We start from the raw sequence: 3,668 nt of genomic DNA on the forward strand, positions 1-3,668 counted from the left end.
TATTGTTATTTTTACTTCTCCTGTACGGACGCCCTTATGCAACGTCCCTACCCACTCCCCTGCTCTACAAAATGTAGAAATGTTTTTGAGAAATGGTATAACTCCTACCTACTGACTTCTGACTCCTTCTTCATAGTATGATGATGGGAAATTGTATTTTTGATGTAAAAAGGAAAAAGTCAAGATGACAGAAACACCGCCCCCAGAAAAGTCTAAAAAACTAGATATAGTTAATAAAGGGCTGATTTTTATTGAAAAAGCAGGCAATAAACTGCCAGATCCTATTACATTATTTTTCTATCTATCTGTAGCAGTTATTGTAATTAGCGCGATCGCCAATTTAATAAATCTCTCTGCAGTCAACCCCACAAGTAAAGAAACTATTGAAGCAGTTTCTCTGTTAACTCCTGACGGTATCCGCAAAATAGTTACGAAGACTGTAAGCAACTTTGTTAATTTTCCTCCCCTGGGTACTGTACTTGTAGCGATGTTAGGAGTAGGAGTTGCAGAGTCTACAGGTTTAATTTCTGCTTTACTGCGCCAAGTAGTGCTAGTTGCTCCAGCAAAATTTATTACTCCCGTTATCGTTTTTTGTGGAGTCATGTCAAATATTGCTTCCGATGCTGGGTATGTAGTTTTAACTCCTCTTGCTGCCTTAATATTTTTAGCATATAAACGTCATCCAATTGCTGGTTTAGCTGCTGGTTTTGCTGGAGTTTCTGGCGGTTATAGTGCTAATTTATTAGTGAGTTCTATCGATCCTTTACTAGCAGGAATTACGGAAAGTTCAGCTCAATTAATTAATCCTGAATATACAGTTAATCCAACAGTAAATTATTATTTCATGGTAGTTTCTACATTTGTAATTACTTTAGTTGGTTGGTATATTACAGATAAAATTGTAGAACCTCGACTGGGTGAATATAATGGTCAAATTAATTCAGAAGAAATGGAATATTTGACTACTGCTGAACAAAAAGGTTTACGTTGGGCAGGATATTCTTTATTAGCTTTTGTGGCGTTTTTATTAATATTAGTCTTGCCACCAGAAGGAATTTTACGCGACCCAGAAACTTTGACGATTATTCCTTCTCCTTTTTTCAACGGAATTGTACCAATAATAATGTTAGGATTCATAATTCCAGGTATTGCTTACGGCAAAGGAGCAGGTACAATCCAGAGTGATAAAGATATTGCTAAAGGTATGAGTGAAGCTATGAGTATCATGGGTTATTATATTGCCTTGTCTTTTTTTGCTGCTCAATTTGTTGCTTATTTTAATTGGACTAACTTAGGAATTATCTTAGCTATTAATGGTGCAAATTTTCTCAAAGCGACTGGTTTTACTGGCTTGCCTTTGCTAATAAGTTTTATTATTGTTAGTGGTTTAATTAATCTATTTTTTGCCTCCGCATCCTCTAAATGGACTATGATAGCTCCTATATTTGTACCTATGTTAATGTTAGTTGGTTATAGTCCAGAGTTCACACAAATGGCTTATCGAATTGGAGATTCTACAACTAATATTATTACGCCTTTGATGGGTTATTTCCCAATTATTGTTGCCTTTGCTCAGAGATACGATAAAAATGCAGGTATGGGAACTTTAATTGCGACAATGTTACCTTATTCTTTAGCCTTCTTATTATCTTGGTCAGCTTTATTTATATTTTGGTTTATTTTCGGAATTCCTATCGGACCAGGAGCAACAATTAGACTTTAATATTTGCTAATTTAATAATGCTAATTTTGTCTTTTGGTTATTGGGCTGGTTGATCTGATTAAATATTAGACCTCTCCGGAAAAGAGGGAGTAGGGAATAGGGAATAGGAAGAAATAATTGATTATTTCTACTCTATAATTGATTTTATTTTTGATTATCGGAGATGTCTATTGTAGCTAGAATAATTTAACGTGGAACCCGCTCTTACTTACTGACACAGCTAATGGGTGTGCATTAGGGCGGGTTTATATAAATGCTAGGGTAAGCATGAAAATTTCTGCTAAAACCCGCCCCTACTATTGCTACATTTTTAGCGTGTTAAGTCACTACATTAATATTAATGCACACTTAAAAAGAAGAGGTAATTATTAATTGTTAATTATTAATTATTAATTATTAATTATTCAAAGCGAACTCTCCAATGTAGCAGCTACTACTCTATGATTTTCATCTTTGCTAAGATAATTCAAAGCTGCTTTTGCTTGAGGATCGTCGAATTTTCTCAACCCTTGAGCAGCTCGCAACCGAATATTCCAAGATTCGGCACTGACAAAAGCTAACAGTTGTTGCAAAGCTTCGGTTTCTTTCTTTGTCCCCGCTAACGCACCTAAAGCACTAATGGCAACTTCCTGCACCGTTATATCTTCGCCAGCGATCGCGCAAATACACACTTCATATAGAGCTTCGGGAAATGGCATATCTATTAGAGGTGCAAGAATACTCCGACGTACTAACCAGTTGTCATCTTGGCGGAATTTTTCTACCAAAAGAGGAATTGCCTCTTCACCAAATTTAGATAGGGAGTTTGCTGCTTCTGCTCGTACATTATAGTCTGTGTCATTTTTCATCATTTCTCGCAATATCTTAAAACCGTCAGGAGTGCGTTTATTCCCTAACCCCATTGCTACAAATGAACGGACTAGAAATTCTGGGTCACGCTGTCTAGTTTTGAGGAGGGGAACTACTATTTCACTTTCGTAGTTCCTTAACTCGGTCAGCGCTTTTAGTCTCTCTTGAGAATCAGAGCTATTTAAGTATACCTGAATTTGGTTAATTTCCATATTAAAATCTGCTTAATTTTATTTACGTTTCTTTACAAATACTAGCAACTAATCCCTAAATCTGGGATGATTAATTTTGGAAAAATACAAAGAGCGATCAGAAAGTCATTATGTCTGAAACTTTAGAGGCAAATACTGAAACAGCAAAAACCCAAGAACAAGAAATAGAAGAAGTAATTAAAGGATTAGAACAATATCGGGAACGCATTGTTAATGAGACTCTAGAACACGCCAAGAAAGTAAAAATGCCCAAGGCCAAGGTGATGGCCAAGTTAGAACAACATCCAGAATTGTCCAAAATTGATGGATATCTCAATCAGTTGCGTCCTACCACGGAAANAGCAAAAACCCAAGAACAAGAAATAGAAGAAGTAATTAAAGGATTAGAACAATATCGGGAACGCATTGTTAATGAGACTCTAGAACACGCCAAGAAAGTAAAAATGCCCAAGGCCAAGGTGATGGCCAAGTTAGAACAACATCCAGAATTGTCCAAAATTGATGGATATCTCAATCAGTTGCGTCCTACCACGGAAAATCAAACCCAACAACCTACAACTTAATTGTGGAGTAGGGAGTGGCGGAGTTGGTGAGTGGAGGAGTGAGGGAATGGGGGAGTGGGGGAGTAGTAAAAATATGGGTGGTCGTCCATAGGGCAGGGTTTTATTGAAAATTAATAATCTCAACACTTGATGAAATGAACCCGCCCCCTTCTACCATTCCCTCCCCAACGATTTAATTAGGGCTTGCTGAATAAATATATAAAGTATTGACAGATAAAGGTAAAAGCATTTTTAGGTCTTGAAAAAGTGCAAGGTTTTCGGTCTAGGGAGCTTAAAAAATTAGGATTTTAGGTTGCATAAGGCAGAAAAATCAAGGGATAA

Annotated in this window: 2 protein-coding genes; one reads left to right on the forward strand and one right to left on the reverse strand. The window is 36.7% G+C overall.

Annotated features, from left to right (window positions below):
• Window positions 1-184 precede the first annotated feature (184 nt).
• A complete protein-coding gene (locus AFK68_RS06135; protein ID WP_094672013.1) occupies window positions 185-1,723 on the forward strand; it encodes an AbgT family transporter in 1,539 nt (512 codons plus the stop codon).
• A gap of 404 nt (window positions 1,724-2,127) precedes the next feature.
• Here the strand turns inward: AFK68_RS06135 and AFK68_RS06140 are convergent, their stop codons facing one another.
• On the reverse strand, window positions 2,128-2,784 hold the full coding sequence (locus AFK68_RS06140; protein ID WP_094672014.1) for a HEAT repeat domain-containing protein: 657 nt from the start codon (window positions 2,782-2,784) through the stop codon (window positions 2,128-2,130).
• Window positions 2,785-3,668 lie beyond the last annotated feature (884 nt).

The organism is Hydrocoleum sp. CS-953, assembly GCF_002260545.1.
Lineage (GTDB): Bacteria > Cyanobacteriota > Cyanobacteriia > Cyanobacteriales > Microcoleaceae > Trichodesmium.